The 18,060-nt window shown below is 43.7% G+C and carries 5 protein-coding genes; 1 reads left to right on the top strand and 4 read right to left on the bottom strand.

What is annotated here, in order from left to right; genetic code table 11:
* Position 1 precedes the first annotated feature (1 nt).
* Positions 2 to 733, bottom strand: a complete 732-nt coding sequence (gene rpaB / locus L8106_RS09850) for a response regulator transcription factor RpaB (protein ID WP_009784124.1) — start codon at positions 731 to 733, stop codon at positions 2 to 4.
* Between the two features lie 465 nt (positions 734 to 1,198).
* Between rpaB and radA the strand changes: the two genes are divergently transcribed.
* Positions 1,199 to 2,893 carry a DNA repair protein RadA gene (gene radA, locus L8106_RS09845; protein WP_009784123.1) on the top strand — a complete coding sequence of 565 codons (1,695 nt, stop codon included), beginning with the start codon at positions 1,199 to 1,201 and terminating at the stop codon, positions 2,891 to 2,893.
* Between the two features lie 82 nt (positions 2,894 to 2,975).
* Here the strand turns inward: radA and rpsU are convergent, their stop codons facing one another.
* From rpsU to L8106_RS32060, 3 genes are all read right to left on the bottom strand, one after another.
* Positions 2,976 to 3,173: a 30S ribosomal protein S21 gene (rpsU, locus tag L8106_RS09840; protein ID WP_009784122.1), complete on the bottom strand. Its 198-nt coding sequence runs from the start codon at positions 3,171 to 3,173 to the stop codon at positions 2,976 to 2,978.
* Positions 3,174 to 4,328: 1,155 nt separating this feature from the next.
* Positions 4,329 to 9,107 carry a DUF4347 domain-containing protein gene (locus L8106_RS29520; protein ID WP_050779098.1) on the bottom strand — a complete coding sequence of 1,593 codons (4,779 nt, stop codon included), beginning with the start codon at positions 9,105 to 9,107 and terminating at the stop codon, positions 4,329 to 4,331.
* Positions 9,108 to 9,833: 726 nt separating this feature from the next.
* Positions 9,834 to 17,072, bottom strand: a complete 7,239-nt coding sequence (locus tag L8106_RS32060) for an Ig-like domain-containing protein (RefSeq protein WP_009784120.1) — start codon at positions 17,070 to 17,072, stop codon at positions 9,834 to 9,836.
* Between the last annotated feature and the right edge of the window lie 988 nt (positions 17,073 to 18,060).

Below are 18,060 nucleotides of genomic sequence, written 5' to 3'. Positions count from 1 at the left end.
ATTATCCGACTTCTCCTGGTTCTATAATACGTTGAAACAGATAACCCGTACCCCGTGCAGTCAGAATCAATTCGGGATTACTGGGGTCTTCTTCTAATTTGGCTCTCAAGCGAGAAATGTGAACATCGACAACCCGCGTATCAACATGACGTTCTGGGGTATATCCCCAAACTTCCTGTAAAATTTCCGAGCGGGAAAACGGTTCACCCGAACGACTAACCAACAACTCCAAAAGACTAAATTCCATTCCCGTCAGACGAATCCGTTCATCACCCTTGTAGACTTGACGTTTGTTCGTGTCAATTCTAATTGTAGCGACTTGGATGACTCCTGAACTGGGAATCCCAGAAGCCCCATTTTTGTCAATCCGACGTAATACCGAGCGAATTCTCGCCTCTAGTTCCTTCGGAGAGAAGGGTTTAACGACATAATCATCAGCCCCTAATTCAAGTCCTGTAATCCGATCAGCGACATCTCCCAAAGCCGTTAGCATAATGATGGGAATATCCGATTCTTTTCGTAACTCCTGACAGACCCCATAACCATCTAGTTTAGGCATCATCACATCCAAAACCACCAAATCGGGTTCTGTTTTCCGAAAAGTCTCTAAAGCTTCTTCTCCATCAGCGGCCGTCACCACATCATAACCAATCATCGAGAGACGAGTCTCTAGAATCCGACGGATACTTGCTTCATCATCAACAACCAGTATTTTTTCTTTATGATTTTCCAATTGACTTCACCAATCCCTTTGTTACATTAAGCGACTTTTTTGATACAACCCTACCCAGACTTGCTCACCGGGAAAACGGAAACTCAAGTCTACAACAGAGTCGGTTGTTGTGTAATCACAGTTTGTTTGACAAATATGTTTATTTTTTTACCCTATCATTAATAGAACCTGCAAGAATTCTCTCAGTGTAACTTAGCTTAACGATACGGCTAGCACAAATCCCATTTGCTCATGTAGTCTAGGAACAAATGACTAGAGAGTGGGATTTCCCGGTAAAATTAGAAGCGACGAGAATTTTAGATTTTTTTTATCCTTGAACTCAGCGTTGAGCATGAGTTATTGCTGTTCAGTCTCGATGAATGGGAATCACAAATAGCCCCGGTCTGATTGATTTGCGATTTTGTGAAGATCGAGTCCATTCTAAACTTGAACGTTCAACCTGTCTACATCAATTGATTTTAAGCAATGCCAAAGCAGCGAATTCAATATGTTTGTCACGAATGTGGAGCCGAGTTTCCTCAATATTTTGGCAGATGTCCGAGTTGTCACGCTTGGAACTCTTTAGAAGAACAAATTGAAACCCAAACCTCACCTTCTCTACAGCGATTTAGTTGGAGTACCTTAAAGGAAGAAAAAGATGCCTCCCGGGTTGATTCGCCCTCGAAAGGACAACCTCGATCTTCTTTTAAACTCTCTCAAATCGCCGATCAAACCCAGTCTAGAATGTCTTCCGGGTATGGAGAACTTGATCGGGTTTTAGGGGGAGGGATTGTACCGGGTTCTTTGGTTTTAATTGGGGGAGAACCGGGAATTGGAAAGTCAACTTTACTGTTACAGGTGGCGAATACTCTGTCTCAAAGAACTCGGGTTTTGTATGTTTCTGCCGAAGAATCTGGACAACAGGTAAAATTGCGATCGCAACGTTTGGGAGTTGGGCCAAAACCTGAAGATGTAGACTTTCACAATGGCGACTCAAAACCACAAGAATCTTCTTTGCAAAACCCTGATCGTGAAGGTGATCCGTTTACAGAAGAATTAAAATCTCAAAAACCCAAAACACCATCTTCTCAGCCTGAAAAAACTGAAAAAACAAATGGAAGTAATGGTCATTCATCTCCTGAGAACGTAGAAGAAACAGAGCCAGAATTATATCTTCTTCCTGAAACCGATTTAGAAATGATTTTGAGAGAATTAGAATCTCTTCAACCTCAATTAGCGATTATTGATAGTATTCAAACAATATTCTTTTCAAGTTTAACTTCTGCGCCCGGTTCTGTTGCTCAAGTCCGAGAATGTACTTCGGCTTTAATGCAAGTTGCCAAACGAGAGAATATTACCTTATTTGTTGTTGGTCATGTGACTAAAGATGGGGCTTTAGCAGGGCCGAGAGTTTTAGAACATTTAGTGGATACAGTCTTGTATTTTGAGGGGGATAGATTTGCCTCTCATCGGTTACTCCGTTCCATGAAAAATCGCTTTGGGGCGACTCACGAAATCGGGGTTTTTGAAATGGTCGCCGATGGTTTAATGGAAGTTCTTAATCCCTCGGAATTATTCTTAGGAAATCGAGAAGAATTTGCACCCGGAACTTCTACCGTTGTTTCTATGGAAGGGACTCGTCCAATTGTCGTGGAGTTACAAGCGTTGGTGAGTCCCGCTAGTTTTGGGTCTGCGCGTCGGGCGGCGACTGGGGTTGATAGTAGTCGTTTATTGCAAATTTTAGCGGTTTTAGAGAAACGGGTCGGAATTCCTTTGTCGAAGTTAGATGCTTATGTGGCTTCAGTCGGAGGCTTGAAAGTGGAAGAACCCGCAGCAGACTTAGGGATTGCGATCGCCATTGTAGCGAGTTTTCGCGATCGCATGGTTGACCCTCGGACAATTTTACTCGGAGAAGTGGGATTAGGAGGTCAAGTTCGACCCGTTTCTCAGTTGGAGTTACGCCTACGAGAAGCCGCAAAATTAGGGTTTAAACGGGCGATTATTCCCAAAGGTCAAAATCCGGCGGATTTAGGAATGCAAATTATCCCCGTGGGTAAAGTGTTGGATGCGATTATTGCGTCTATACCCTCTCAACCCGCAACAATGGGAAGTCCAACTCCTGCAAGTTCTTCTGAGGCGAGTTCTTCTGAGGTTGATCACTCCGAAGTCCCAGATTTTTAGGGAAAAACAACAAACAGCCCCTCATCTTCTCTAACAGAATGACAAGGGGATAAAAAAACTTAAAAATTTAGTCGTGATCTCTCTAAAACGTCGTCTTTTTACGCATAGCCCTTCTCTGGCGCTGGTTGGCGATGGCTTTGCGTTTACGTCTTTCAGGGGGGGTTTCAAAATGACGCTTCTTTCTCACGTCTGCTAAGATACCCGCTTTTGAAACTTCACGCTTAAAGCGACGTAGTGCTGATTCGAGTTGTTCGTTTTCACCCAGGATCACTTGGGTCATTGTTTCTCCTTTCTCTTCTAAAACTACACTTAATTGTTGACTCAAGTTTTTTTAGAACCTACGGTTGTGGGTTCCTGTTTGAGTTTTATAGCGAAGTTAAGTAGAAATGTTTCTGTTCTCTAAAAAGCTGAGTCATTCCTTCGTCGTTGATCCAGAAAACTGATCATCTAACCATTGAACTAACTTCAGCGAGTCCAGAAACAATTTCAAGATGGGCTTCAAGAAGCTGATTATACCGGAAACTACAACTATCAGGTCAATGAGTCCACAATTTTGACAAACTCTCCCCGTTAGAAACTAGAGATTCTTGTTCTTGATTCGTGGACATCACTGATTAAATCCAGTTTCCCTTGATCAACAGAAGTGGAACTCTCTTTTAGCGTTCCCAGTTCTTCTACCGTTTCACTTCAGCCCTTGGGTACTGTTGTCTAGGTCAGCATTCCCTAACCATTGTTTCACCCAATACTTAGAACTTCTAAACCCTTTTCAAAAATAGCGAAGGCATTGATGAGTTCTATTGACTTCATTACTTTATTGGTTCTAGCTTACAACTTGTTGCCAGATTTAAACCCAAACAAATTTGAGTCAGAAGTTAGGTTTTTTTGCTGGCTCGAGTCAAACACCAACCTCATAACTTCGGAGAAGATCAACTTCCAAGCTTCTATCCCTCAGAGTACATTCGTCTTCTGTTTAACAGGGATTAAGAAGTTTTCCTCCGATAGTCGGGACTGACCCAAGAGCAATTATTATTAAATTTTAAGCGATAATACCTCACTTCTGAGGATAGATTTCAATATTACCAGTAACTATACTAACGCCAAGGGTCAATTTTCATCTAGATCTCGATAGATTAGCCAATCATGGCCTTTTCCTATCGGCTAATCTGGCGGAGAACTCCTATTGTGATCGATAACATCAGCAGTATCCAGATCACGACCCCCGGTAAAAAAGCCAAGACCTCTAGACCTCTGAGAATCCAGACCAATAATGTAATTGTCGTAATAATCGCAAAGATGTAGGAAAAAACAAGCTTCTGCGAGTAAGGAGGTCGAGTCAAAGCAGATACCTCGTCAATATTAAATAGAGGAAAACAGCGATCGCTCTGAGTCAATTATTCTAACCAACGTTCGCGATCGCTGTTGCTAGGATAGCAGGTTAGCTAACGAATGTAGTAAAACTACTTTCAGTTAAAGCACTCGTTTGTACAGTATTGAGAATTGCTAACTGTTGATCATCGAGACTAATAATCGTCGAGGTGCCATCTTGAGAGAACGTTAAATCCTCAAAAGTTAAACCGCCACCCAAAGCGATGAAATCAGTACCCAGTTGGAAATCACCAATCGTATCCGTTCCCTCGCCAGAGAACAGGACAAAGCGATCGCGGCCACTTCCTCCAAATAGTAGATCCTCAGCTTCATCGCCAACAAGCCAGTCGTCCCCCTGTTCTCCGTAAAGCGTATCTTCTCCTAAACCGCCATAGAGAGTATCGTTATCGGTTCCCCCACAGAGGCGATCTTGGTCTTGATTTCCATAGAGGAGATCATTGCCACTTCCGCCACACAGCGTATCTTCTCCCGGAGTATCACTAAACGTTTCATTGTCGTTGATATCCCCAAACAGAGTATCATTACCCTCATCCCCACAAACCTCGTCATTGCCTAAATCGCCGTAAAGCAGGTCCGAACCGACTTCACCGTAAACGAGATCGTCTTCTTTCCCCCCACGAACGTCATCATTTCCAACACCTCCACTGAGGGTATCATTACCGCGACCCCCATTCATTGAGTCATCACCTGCACCCCCCCACATCAAATCAATTACCCCATTCACACCTCGTTGAGGCTCAATCTCATCTTCATCAACCGTGTCACCCAACATCGAGTCATCACCCTGATCGCCGTAAAGGGTATCATTACCTAAATCTCCCAAGATGATATCCCGATCTTGACCCCCGTAAGTGAAATCATCTTGTTCTCCACTGAAGATCGTGTCATTTCCAGGGCCACCTTGAAGTAAATCGTTACCCTCGTTGCCATAAATAATATCTTGTTCAATGACATCTCCAACGGAAATACCAGAACCATCGGTACCGATAATCGTGTCGTTACCCAATTCTCCAAATAGAGAATCATTTCCCTGATCCCCAAAAATTAGTTGATCGCTATCACTTCCAAAAACCGTATCATTCCCCTCAAAGCCAACAATCACAGCATTTTCACTGACAGGAAAAAGCGTGTCATCGACCACGGTTCCTCGGAAAATTTCATCCGCATCCGAACCGATAATCGGCTGATCGATGTCTGAAGGATTGGGAACCGCATCAGGACGGTCTGGGAGATCAATCGCACCAAATTCAGGTAGAGTCGGACAGTCACAACCGCCATCATCAACGGGTTCATTGGGCGGAAAGACCGCATCTTCTTCAACGATAAACTGTACCGTTCCTACATTAGAAAGCGCACCCTCATTATCTGTTGCTGTGAACGTAAAGCTAGTTTCGCCAATAAAGTTCGGATCAGGTTGAAAGCTGAGTAATCCTGCTTGTTCGGGGGTTAGATTTTGAACTTGATCGAGGTCAGTAACTTCTTCACCATTGAGGAACAGAGTTCCATTCGAGGGGAGTTCAACGATATTAAAGGATTCAACAGTACCGTCAGGATCGGTTGCCGTTAACTGAGGGATCTCAGCAGTTGTACCATCATTGATAATGGTTTCAGTTTTATCCTGTGCTTCTGGCGGTAAATTTGTAATCGGATCGGGATTTTGGGGAAAACTAGGAACAGATAAGGGAATAACCGGAATGGTTATATTTGCAACATCAGAGATTGCCTGATCATTGTCAGTAACGGTATAGGTGAAAACAGTATTTCCGCTAAAACTCAGATTTGGCTGGAACGTCAGGTTCTCAAGTTGATCGGGAGTTAAATTCTGTACCTGAGTTGCGTCTGTAACCGCTATACCATCCAACAACAAAAATCCTTGTTCAGAAGGGGGTAGTGTTAGGCTGACAATCTCTACCGTACCGTCAGGATCGTTGAAGTCTGCTGGAGACAGAGGTAAAGGAATCGAGCTGACATTTAAAATCTGGTCACTTTGAACAGTGTTGGCAACAGGGGGTTGATTGGGGTTAACGGTAACTGAAATTGTACCCGCAGGTTCTGAAATTTCACCCCGAGTATCTTGGACGGTGTAGTTGATAACAACGGGGTTTGCTGAACCTAAAAATCCTTGGGCGGGTGTAAAGGTAACAAGAGGTTCGTTATCAACAATTTCAACTGTAAATGTTCCTTGTTCTGGAATTGTCCGAGTTGTCTCAAATTCTGGAGTTGTAGGATCAAGGTCAATAGTCGTTAAATCTTCGTTGTTATCGGGATCGGTAATGTCTAGAGGAAAGGGAGCTGTTGGAGAGTTAAACCGGGTTTCAGCAGTGACGTCCCCAGCAACAGGAGGTTCGTTAGCGGGGAGGAACCCAAAGTTAATATCTGTTACGGGTTGGTTAGCAACAGTTACGGGAGTGCTAGCTGTTTCTAGGGTTGCGCCTTCAGGAAGATCTGGGTCTTCAGTATCAACTTCAACGGTATAGTCACCCGGAACAACATCATCAAATTGGTAGCTTCCATCAGCATCGGTAACAACGGTAGTAACAACATTGCCATCACCATCAACTAAGTTAACAGTAATATTAGCCAATCCCTCATCGGGGTCAAGGGTATTATTGATGTTGGTGTCGATAAAGATTGTACCGTTTACGGGTTGGGAAGGTGGAGGATTAACGGTAACTGTAACCGTTGCTGTATCGGTATCCTCACCATCAGTAATGATGTAGTCAAAAGTCTCAGTGCCACTAAATCCTGCATTGGGTGTATAGTCAACTAAATCATCGGTCGGGTCATCGGGTGTACCGTTATTATTGAGAACCGCAGTACCATTAGCTGGATCTGTAATATCAGCAATACTTAATGGGTTAGGGCTGTTGTCTGGATCTGAGTCGTTAGCCAGAACATCGATAGAAACAAGTGTTGCGGCATCGGTTGTAGCCGGATCATCTACCGCAATTGGAGGTTCGTTGGGTACAGCATTAACGGTAACTGTGACTGTTGCGGTGGCAGTATCAGCACCATCAGTAATGGTGTATTCAAAAGTATCAGTGCCACTAAATCCTGGATTGGGCGTATAGTCGATGACATCATCAGTTGTGTCGGGTGTACCCTGATCATTGAGAACCACAGTACCATTAGGTGGAGTTGTAATATCACCAGAAACAATACTTAATGGATCTGGGCCATCATCGCGGTCAATGTCATTATCTAAAACCGGAATAGAAACTTCTGTCTCTCCCGGATTTATTGTTGCGGTGTCATCGGCAGCTTCCGGGGGAACATTAACCCCCGATGCTCGATAAACAACACCCCCTCCCACCAAATCTAGACCTCCTCGCCGAGCCTCATCGCCTTGTTGATCGGAGGTGTCCAGAGGAAAGTCACTCAGTCCCACTAAGTCGTTTGTTCCGTCAATATCCGGCGGAAACAGAGAATACCCAAAAAACGCCTCACTCGTAGGATTAGCACCCAATAAATCTTCGTAGCTAACAAAAATACCCGCAATATTTTGAATGTTGGTGTCCGGGTCATTTAGTCGGGGTACTATTGTCGGGGCAAGATCTTCTTCACCTTCTTCTTGACGCAGAACGACCACTCTAAATCCAGTATCAGATATACCCCAATCAGCGTCATTGGGAAAAGAGCGCAAATCCCCATATGCAGTCGGATTCCCTTGCTCGTCAATGGCAGTAATCGCTGCTATTTTGAACGGATCATTACCTCCCCGCTCTAAAATAAGGAAACCAATACCATCTAGATCCTCTTGATTTTGAGGAAACGGTAAACCCGATGTAGAAATATAGTCAACCCGTTCAATATTATTGACATTTCCATCCTGATTGCCTTGATTTGCGAAAATATTATCTGTACCCCGGTTAATAAATTCACTAAACAAAGCCGTTTCCATCGCCGGACCGTTAATGGTAGGTACGGCTAGCTCGGGGGCTAAGTTAACGTTTGTGTTAGTGCTATTGGGGGCTAGTTCGTACCAAATAATTTGGCGTCTGTCAGGTTCGGCGTCTGGATCTTGATTTTGATCGACCCGTCTTAATTCAAAGTCGTTCAGTATACCTGCTGATAAAAATTCGACACCGCCCTCTGTCTCAAAGCTAGTGACTTCTAGATTGCTACCCTGCCCAAAATTATAGGTGATTCCTTGATTGACAATTGTACTTTCTTCGGCATTTTGCTCCTCTGTTATTAGACTAACAATGGGAAGAGCAAAAGTAGAATCATAATTGGCGATCGCTTCTGAAGTGAGTGCTAAAGAGACTTCAAATTCATCGGTTTTGACTTCTAGGTTCCAATCTCCACCTAAATCTGAATAACCCGTTTTGTTTGCAGAAGCGGCGATTTTAGCACCTGTGAATTGATGGAGTTTTTCAATAAACTCAACACCTGCATCTCCTGCGGCGACATGACAACCGTAGAGAATTAAATGCGGGACTGACCAAGTTTTTAGGGTGTTGGCGTAATGTTGTAGCGTATCTAAACTGAGTTGGGTATTACCCAGTTGTAAACAGCCAGGACTACCATGAGAAATAAGATGAATTTCCGAAATATCTGTATATTCTCGCAGAGCTTGGCTAATTTGCTGAACTCCGTCTTGAGTCGCATCTAGAACGATGACTTTAGCTCCTGATACAACGCCTCTGAGTAACTTTTGTGCGTCTTCTACGTGAGCATCAATAATAACAAGAAGCTGGGTTTTTGAGGAACGATAAGCAAGAGAAAAACAAGTTTCTGTAGAGTTTTTAACTTGTGCCTGGTCTTGCAAAAGTGAACGAGAAAGAGTAGGAGAGAAAGTTTGAGTAGAGCCTGAATTAGAAGACATCATTTCAGTGGGTTTAAGAAAAATTACATTACAAACTGATAATCCTTCCAAAGTTTCGGAGGATTTTTTAATTATGTGGAAACTTTCCACCTCACAGACAGAAGTAGAATATTATGGGGAACGGTCAAATCCTGAACTTGTCCATTAAAATAGCAATAGAATCTAGATTTCTAGATATTCATAGCCTTTGAGTTTCTACTTAATAAAGAAAAAATTTCTGATCTAGCAACTGAAATTTATTCATTTATACCACTCCCCTATGACTGTTGTTAAGGATTAGATCGATTTTACTGATCGTCTCAGTAAGATCACTTATAGATATAACTACTCCTGGTTATTTTTCACGTTTTGATTTATAACAGTTGATAAACTGTCATATTAACCCTTGACAAAATGCTACTTTTATGAAAGTTGTATCTGGGTTTGTTGAGAAGTTTAAATAAAGAAAAATTTAATAATTTAATCGATAAATAGAGAATAACTTTTATCACTCTAAATCAATCGTTATTTGCAACATATCTTGAGAATTTTGTAATAGGCTTGAAAAGCTGAATTTTCAAAGGAATTCTTCTAATTTTTTGAGCAAAAGAACTAGGGTACTGTAATCAAATACCCAAAGTTCAAAGTCATACTTTAGTCTTCTGATCAAATTCAAAGGCGCAGCGATCGCTATGAATTAGTCATTATAACCAACGTTCGCGATCGCGCTGTTGTCAGGATAACAGATTAGCCAGCAAAAGTCGTAAAGCTACTTTCAGTGATTGAACTCACCTGGATCTGATTGAGAATAGCCAACTCTTGACCGTCGAGACTGATAACGGTGGAAGTACCACTTTGAGACAGAGTTAACCCATCAAAGCTTAAACCCCCACCCAAAGCGATAAAATCAGTACCGAGTTGGAAATCTTGAATAGTGTCCGTACCGCTACCTGACAATAGAATAAAGCGATCGGCACCACTTCCGCCAGAAATCAAGTCATCACCTTGATCGCCAAACAACCAATCATCACCCTGTTCACCCGCTAGAGTATCCTCAGCTAACCCACCATAAAGGGTATCATTATCAGTTCCCCCGCAGAGGCGATCTTGATCTTCATTCCCAAACAGGATATCATTACCGTTACCGCCACAGATGGTATCTCGTCCGGGAGCATCACCGATACTTTCCTGGTTATCAATATCACCATAAAGGCTATCGTTGCCGTCACCGCCGCAGAGTTGGTCATTGCCCAAATCTCCGTACATCAGGTCCGAACCGGCTTCACCGTAGATGAGATCATCTTCCTTACCGCCGCGAACGGTATCATTTCCAACCCCACCGCTGAGGGTATCATTACTGCGACCGCCATTGATGAAATCATCACCGGCACCCCCCCAGACCAAATCAATCATCCCACTCAGACCGCGTTCGGGTTCGATCTCGCTTTCATCAACGGTATCACCCACTAAGGTGTCATTACCTTCATCGCCGTGCAGGGTATCATTACCCAAATCCCCCCAGACAATATCATTACCCTTTCCACCGTAGGAGAAGTCATCCTCTTGACCGCTATACATCAGGTCATCACCGGGGCCACCTTGGAGTAAATCATCGTTGCGGTGGCCGTGAATAGTATCATTCTCCTCAACAGCCGACGACGCGGCCAAGCCGTTACCGCCGTTACTGCCGATCAGCGTGTCATTACCATCACCACCCAACAGAGAATCGTTACCCTGGTCGCCAAAGGTCAGATCATTACCAATACCACCAAAAACCGTATCATTGCCCTCAAAGGCTTCAATACTATCGTCTCCGCCAAACGCAAAGACAACATCGCTACCGAGGGAACCGGCTACGATATCATCAGCGTTATCACTGCCATCAATAACGTTATCGAAGGCATTAAACGCACTGGGAGTCAAGCCTAAAGGTTCGGGTAGGGGAACAGTACCAAACTCGGGTAAAGGAGGACAGTCACAACCGCCATCATCAATGGGTTCACCCCGAGGAATTGAACCGTCATCTTCCAGCGTCAGGCGTACAGTCCCCACGTTAGAAACGGCGTCGTCATCATCGGTGGCGGTATAAGAAAAGCGAATTTCTCCTGTAAAATTCGGATTGGGTTCAAAGGTGAGTTGTTCGGCTTGAGAGGGGGTTAGGCGCCGAACTTGCTCTAAGCTGGTGATTTCTTCGTCATTGAGAAACAGAGTACCATTCGGGGGTAATTCGGTGATGGTGTAGAAATTAACCCGACCATCTCGGTCATTCCCTTTTAACGGGGGGACCGGAAAACGATTTCCGTCATTGGGAACGGTCTTGCTTTGATCTTCGACGACAGGCGGTAAATTAGCGGGGGGTTCGGAAGGTTCAGAGGGAATTGACGGAATAGAGGGAGTTGGGGGAATGGTGGGAGCGGAGAAGGCGCTAACGGGAATGGTAATATTAGCCAGGTTAGAATTAGCACCATCATCGTCTGTCACGGTGTAAGTAAAGGTGACGTTCCCGACAAATTGAGAATTGGGTCGGAAGCTGAGGTTATCGAGTTGATCTGGGGTTAACCGTTGAACCCGAGCGGGGTCTGTTACCGCCACACCATCAAGCAACAGTGTACCTTGTCCGGAGTCGGGTAATGTCAAGTTAATCCGTTCTACTGTACCATCGGGGTCGCCAAAGTTCGCCGCAGATAAGGGTAGAGGAATTGCAGCGCTACTGTTGAGAATGGATGTATTTTCAACGTCCTCGGCTGTGGGGGGTTGGTTGGAGTCGGGGTTAACTGTAATGGAAATATTGGCGGGTTGGGAAGTTGCTCCCAAGTCATCGGCTACAGTATAAGGAATGCTGACAACTCCGGTAAAACCGCCAACGGGTGTAAAGGTGGCTTGACCTTGATTATTTACGGTTAATGTTCCCTGAGATAATGTTAGCTGACGATTAATTTCTGGCGTTGTCAAATCGAAGTCTATTGTACTCAGGTCTATGTTTCCATCCGGATCGCTAACATTATCACTCAGATTAAAGGTAACAGGAGTTTGAAAGGGTGTGTTAACGTTTTCGTCGGTGGCTGTGGGGGGTTGGTTTTCCACCTCGTTGGCGGCTTCAACGTTAACGGTAACGGTGGCGATATCGGTATTTGTTCCATCGGTAACTTGATAGACAAAGGTATCAACACCGATAAAACCGGAAGCGGGGGTATAAACTAAAGATTGACCGTCTTCAGAAGCCGCAACTGTTCCTCCGTTGGCGGAAGTTTGATCGAAGGAATTAATATTTAACGGATCGTTTTCCGGGTCAAGATCGTTAGCCACAACATTGATACTAACTTCTGCATTCTGTTGGGTCGTGGCTCGGTCGTCAACCGCTTCGGGTTTGAGTTGTTCGTCGGTGACGTTAATAGTAACTGTCGCCGTATCGGTTCCGCCCTGACCATCATTAATGGTGTAGGTAAAGGTGTCTGTTCCTACAAACCCTTGAGGGGGTGTATAAACTAACGCCTGACCCTCTTCGGAAGGCTCGATAATACCCCCGTTGGCTGAAGTTTCATCAAAATTTTCAATGGTTAACGGGTCGTTTTCCGGGTCTGTATCGTTGGTGAGAACGTTGACGGTAACTGCTGTATTCACCTCAGTCCGGCGCTCGTCATCAATGGCTGAGGGTTCGGTGTTGGTTGCGGGGTTAACGGTAACGGTAACAGTCGCGATATCGGTATTGGTCCCGTCTGTGGCTTCGTAGGTAAAGGTATCTGTTCCTGAGAAACCGGGAGCCGGTGTATAAACTAATGCTTCACCATTTTCTGAGCGAGAAATTGTTCCGCCCGAAGCTGAATTTTCGTCAAAGGTGTTAATCTCTAACGGATCATTTTCCGGGTCAATGTCATTAGCTAAAACGTTGATTGTAACATTGGTATTTTGGTCGGTGGTGGCGGTGTCGTTGGCGGCGAGCAAGGTTTGATCGGTTTCAACGTTAATGGTAACTGTTGCTGTATCCGTTCCCCCATTACCATCATTTACCGTGTAGGTAAAGGTATCTGTTCCGGTGAAATTCGCCGCAGGTGTATAGACTAACGCTCGACCGCTTGCTGAACGAGTTATCGTTCCACCGTTAGCCGAATTTTCCTCAAAGTTGCTAATATTTAAGGGGTCGTTTTCCGGGTCGCTATCGTTACCAACAACGTTGATAATAATTGCTGTATTAGAACGAATTGAGCGCTCGTCATCAACCGCGTCGGGATTCGTATTTACAGGTTCTTCAACTGTTACCGTAACTGTTGCTGTATCGGTTCCCCCATTACCATCATTTAACGTGTAGGTAAAGGTATCTGTTCCCGTGAAATTCTCAGCAGGAGTATAAATTAACTGACCATTAGCTGAAGGTGAAACTGTTCCCCCATTAGCTGAATTTTCGTCAAAAGTTGTAATGTTTAACGGGTCGTTTTCCGGGTCGGTATCGTTACCGAGAACGTTAATAGTAACGGGTGTATTGAAACCTGTTATCAGAGTATCATCAACCGCATCAGGATTGGTATTTGGACGGGTGTCAACTGTTACTGTAACTGTTGCTGTATCCGTTCCCCCATTACCATCATTAATGGTGTAGGTAAAGGTATCTGTTCCCGTGAAATTCTCAGCAGGAGTATAAATTAACTGACCATTAGCTGAAGGTGCAACTGTTCCACCATTAGCTGAATTTACGTCAAAAGTTGTAATGTTTAACGGGTCGTTTTCCGGGTCGGTATCGTTACCGAGAACGTTAATAGTAACGGGTGTATTGAAACCTGTTGTTAGAGTATCATCAACCGCATCAGGATTGGTATTTGGACGGGTGTCAACTGTTACTGTAACTGTTGCTGTATCGGTTCCCCCATTACCATCATTGATGGTGTAGGTAAAGGTATCTGTTCCCGTGAAATTCTCAGCAGGAGTATAAATTAACTGACCATTAGCTGAAGGTGAAACTGTTCCGCCATTAGCTGAATTTTCGTCAAAAGTTGTAATGTTTAACGGGTCGTTTTCCGGGTCGGTATCGTTACCGAGAACGTTAATAGTAACGGGTGTATTGAAACCTGTTGTTAGAGTATCATCAACCGCATCAGGATTGGTATTTGGACGGGTGTCAACTGTTACTGTAACTGTTGCTGTATCGGTTCCCCCATTACCATCATTGATGGTGTAGGTAAAGGTATCTGTTCCCGTGAAATTCTCAGCAGGAGTATAAATTAACTGACCATTAGCTGAAGGTGAAACTGTTCCGCCATTAGCTGAATTTTCGTCAAAAGTTGTAATGTTTAACGGGTCGTTTTCCGGGTCGGTATCGTTACCGAGAACGTTAATAGTAACGGGTGTATTGAAACCTGTTGTTAGAGTATCATCAACCGCATCAGGATTGGTATTTGGACGGGTGTCAACTGTTACTGTAACTGTTGCTGTATCGGTTCCCCCATTACCATCATTAATGGTGTAGGTAAAGGTATCTGTTCCCGTGAAACCGTCAGCAGGAGTATAAATTAACTGACCATTAGCTGAAGGTGAAACTGTTCCGCCATTAGCTGAATTTTCGTCAAAAGTTGTAATGTTTAACGGGTCGTTTTCCGGGTCGGTATCGTTACCGAGAACGTTAATAGTAACGGGTGTATTGAAACCTGTTGTTAGAGTATCATCAACCGCATCAGGATTGGTATTTGGACGGGTGTCAACTGTTACCGTAACTGTTGCTGTATCGGTTCCCCCATTACCATCATTAATGGTGTAGGTAAAGGTATCTGTTCCCGTGAAATTCTCAGCAGGAGTATAAATTAACTGACCATTAGCTGAAGGTGAAACTGTTCCACCATTAGCTGAATTTTCGTCAAAAGTTGTAATGTTTAACGGGTCGTTTTCCGGGTCGGTATCGTTACCGAGAACGTTAATAGTAACGGGTGTATTGAAACCTGTTATCAGAGTATCATCAACCGCATCAGGATTGGTATTGGGACGGGTGTCAACTGTTACTGTAACTGTTGCTGTATCGGTTCCCCCATTACCATCATTTAACGTGTAGGTAAAGGTATCTGTTCCCGTGAAACCGTCAGCAGGAGTATAAATTAACTGACCATTAGCTGAAGGTGCAACTGTTCCACCATTAGCTGAATTTTCGTCAAAAGTTGTAATGTTTAACGGGTCGTTTTCCGGGTCGGTATCGTTACCGAGAACGTTAATAGTAACGGGTGTATTGAAACCTGTTATCAGAGTATCATCAACCGCATCAGGATTGGTATTGGGACGGGTGTCAACTGTTACTGTAACTGTTGCTGTATCGGTTCCCCCATTACCATCATTTAACGTGTAGGTAAAGGTATCTGTTCCCGTGAAACCGTCAGCAGGAGTATAAATTAACTGACCATTAGCTGAAGGTGCAACTGTTCCACCATTAGCTGAATTTACGTCAAAAGTTGTAATGTTTAACGGGTCGTTTTCCGGGTCGCGATCATTGCTTAAAACGGCAATAGGAACTGATGTATTTACCTGTGTTGTAGCGGTATCATCAACCGCATCAGGAGGAAGGTTCAGATCTGCCCGTTGATAGATAAAACCTCCTCCTACTAAGTCCAAACCTCCTGTCTCCTCGTTGTTACCATCACGGGTATTTAGGGGAAAATTACTCCAATCAACCAAGTAGTTTGGGTCAGAATTTGCTCTTTGTTCATCAATATCCGGTGAAAACAGAGCATACCCAAAGAATTGATTAATATCAGGATTCTCACCTAACAAATCTTCGTAGCTGATAAAAACGCCTCCGATGGGTTGTGAGTTGTTGTTGCGGGGCTGTGAGGAGATAATCTCGTCTCCGTTTTCCTCTTGACGCAGAACTTTGAAGGTATACTGGGCATCGTCAGATTTGCCCCAATCATTCCTTCCAACCTTGACTAAGCTCCCGAAGGCACTGGGGTCGTCATTGTCATCAAGTTCGGTAATAGCTGCTATGAAGAAAGCATCATTTCCTCCCCGTTCCATGATCACAACACCAATATCATCTAGATCGGTTTGGGGAACATCTAAACCGTTTCCTGACTGAATATAGTCAACTCGTTCTATGTTGTTGACCATTCCTTGATTGTTGCCAGTATTAGCGAAAATATTATCCGTACCTCGGTTAATCAAGTCACTACTCAAAGCAACTTCCATCGCTTCTTGATCGCCGGTGCCCGTGGCAAGATTCGGAGCTAATTTAATCTCTGTATTGGTGCTATCAGGCGTTGTTTCGTACCAGATGATTTGTTGCTTACCTGTAACTTGATTGTTATTAACCCGTCTCAACTTAAATGTGCTAATGCTAATGACCGGCTCAAATTCTTGATTACTTTCCGAGTCTAAAAAGCTGAAAATTTCTTTGTTCTCACCCTGCCCAAAGGTATAAGTCAATGATTGTCCATCTTGATTAACTTCAAGCTCGGATTCTTCAGATACTTGAAGATTTCCTATATCCTCATTTCTGATTTCAATGGGGCGAGGGAAGGTAAAGTTGTAGTTGGCGATCGCGTCTAAACTCAGAGCTAAAGAGACTTCAAATTCTTCGGTTTTAACTTCTAAATTCCAGTCTCCTCCCAAAGCAGAATGACCTGTTTTATTGGCTGAAGCGGCTATTTTTGCTCCGGTAATTTCACGGAGTTTTTCGATAAATTCAACCCCGGCGTCTCCGGCTGCAACGTTACAACCGTAGAGTAATAAACTGCTGAGGGACCAAGTTTTTAGGGAGTTGGCGTAGCGGTTTAACGTCTCAAGACTCAGTTCGCTATTACCCAGTTGTAAACAGCCGGGTGAACCGTGAGAAATGATCTGAATTTCGGAAATATTGCTATTTTCTTTGATTGCTTCTGTAATCTGTTCAACCCCGTCTTTAGTCGGGTCGATAACTATTGTTTTTGTTCCGGTTACAACGCCTTCAAACAGCTTTTTTGCGTCTTCGACTTGAGCATCAATAACAACCAGAATCTCTGTTTTTGTTGGGTTCATTTTTGCCTATTTAGAAAAATTACGGAAAACTTTAGGAGGATTAATTTTTTGCACAGAGAAATGTCACCTCTAATGAGGTTGATTTTTCCCAATCAATTTGTTGCTTTGCAGCATAAATTCAGCCGAGTTTCTAGACGAAAAGTAACTGAAAATCACTTCATCGACTTGAGCTAAATAATCTAGAAAATCGCTAGTTTTTGAGAAACCTGTGAAAGGATTTCCTCTGAATACTTAAACTTAATTTTAGGCAAAATTTAACACAAATCTAGCCTCTTGTTATTGAGTTTTAAGAATCAAGATGACCCAGAAACCCTTAATTATTATCGCTTTTTAAGGGTTCAAACGTTGAAAAGATTGTAGAGGTCTGCGCTCAAACTTCGAGCCTCTTGTTTCTTTTAAAAATTCAGATGCGTTGCTAAAGTTAACCTTCTAGTGATAGAGAAAACTTATCTGATCTTATCACTTCAGCTTGTTTATTTATTTACCCTGATTTTAACCCAGTTGTGTATCTCATTGACTGAGATACTCAGTGAGATTACTTAATTTATATATAGCTTTTTTTCGTCGCTCTCCGAGTTTCCTCGTATGACAGTTGGTAGATTGTCATATTTACTGTTGACAAAATGACTCGTTTGTGGTATATTAATCCGGAATCAGGATATACATTTTGCTATATATAGCACTACGCGAATACATGATTGTCATTTCTAAATCCTAGAATCCTCACAGGCGTGCGCGTTCCCTAAGATTGCCAACTTCCAGAGCGACTATTCCGCCTGTTAGGGTCAGCGTTCCCATAGCGAGGAAACCTCGCTGGGGTCTGACCGCAAGTCGCGAGGCAAGCGCGATTCGCCCGCAGGTGGTGAGTTAGTGCGTTGGTGAAGCAGCAAGGGGGCGCGCGGGTTTCCCCCATGAGTGACTGCCGTTGGGCGGGTTCCCCGACAATCACGCAACTAACGAACCCTTTAGGGGGTCGCACCGCTTTCAT

It is taken from the genome of Lyngbya sp. PCC 8106 (assembly GCF_000169095.1).
Classification (GTDB): Bacteria; Cyanobacteriota; Cyanobacteriia; order Cyanobacteriales; family Microcoleaceae; genus Capilliphycus.
Note: the sequence above shows the minus strand (reverse complement) of the source record. Positions and strands in the feature narration are given on the sequence as shown.